At 60.6% G+C, this 835-nt stretch carries 1 pseudogene; it reads right to left on the bottom strand.

Annotated features, from left to right (window positions below):
- Positions 1 to 835: pseudogene (locus tag ACTHS3_RS16105) on the bottom strand (chromosome segregation protein SMC); the annotation flags it as partial.

Genomic DNA, 835 nt, shown 5'->3' with positions numbered 1-835 from the left:
TGTTGGTGTTCGAGTTCGGCGGCGGCTTCCTGCAAAGTAACGATGTCGTCTGAAAGCCCGTCGGACGTGTGTTGCAATACGGTCTGTTCTTTCGCCAACTGCGCCAGTTCGCGCTCGATGTGTTCGCGGCGGATTTGCCCTTGGTTGGTGCGCGCCAAGAGTTCGGCGGCGCGTTGCTGCGCTTGACTGTATTGGCGCGTGTGCTGCTGTTGCTGCTGCATCAGGTTTTTGTGCTGCGTTTCGGACGAGCGCACGGCAACCTCCGCCTGTTTGAACGCGGCTTCGGCGGCAGAAAGTTCGGGGGCGAGGCTTTCCAGTTCGGACGCGATGCCGTCGAGACGCGCTTTTTGGGTAATCAGGCTTTCCTGCGCAGGTTTGGCATAAAGCAGGACGCTGACTTTATCGACCTGATGGCCTTCGGGCGTAAGCCAGATTTGATGTGCGCTCAAATCGCTTTGATGCGCGAGGGCGTAGCTCAAATCGGGCGCGCACAATATGCCGTCAAGCCAGTGGTGCAATGCCGTCTGAAACGGCGGCTGCGCTTGGATTTGGTTCAGCAATGCCTGTACGGGCAGGGATTTCTTGATACCGCCGGAGAGGTCGTCTGAAAGCCATGCAGCCTGCCCCTGCGGCAAAGGCGTGGGGGGAACGAAGCTGTGCGGTACGGAGCGGGCGTGCAGGCGTTCGGCAAGGATGACGGACAAGGCGTGCTGCCACTCGGCGGGTGCGATGATGTGTTGCCACAGTTGCGGCGCGGTGGCGTGGTCGGTTGCCTGCCAGAAGTCGGCGGCTTCCTGCTGTTGCGACAGGATTTGCGACAACGCCTGCTGCTGCG

The sequence above is a fragment of the Neisseria sp. P0009.S007 genome (genome assembly GCF_051962515.1).
The sequence above is the reverse complement of the archived record's forward strand: the minus strand, read 5'-3'. Positions and strand labels throughout refer to the sequence as shown.